The organism is Pseudoalteromonas rubra (assembly GCF_005887115.1).
Lineage (GTDB): Bacteria > Pseudomonadota > Gammaproteobacteria > Enterobacterales > Alteromonadaceae > Pseudoalteromonas > Pseudoalteromonas rubra_F.
Map to the genome: position 1 here is coordinate 1 of NZ_PNCJ01000213.1, position 217 is coordinate 217.

A 217-nucleotide genomic window follows, 5' to 3' on the forward strand; every position below is an offset into this window, starting at 1 on the left:
AAGGTATTCCGTAATAATCCATCTTACCTGTTGCCGGGTTCACCATATTATAAGGCTGATATAACCAACAGGTCTTTCCACTTAAAGAGTTACCATGAAATACTTTTATAGACTTTACACGCAAGAAATCATTTTGTACTTGTTTAATTTTATTTTCACCAAACAATTGCAAAACTTTCCATGCATCGGCTTCATGAGTGCCATCACCACCCTCCAT

The 217-nt window shown here is 36.4% G+C and carries 1 protein-coding gene; it reads right to left on the reverse strand.

The features are described from left to right. Positions 1–217, reverse strand: a 217-nt coding sequence (locus CWB98_RS24160; protein WP_171045761.1) for a hypothetical protein, incomplete at both ends; no start/stop codon positions are given.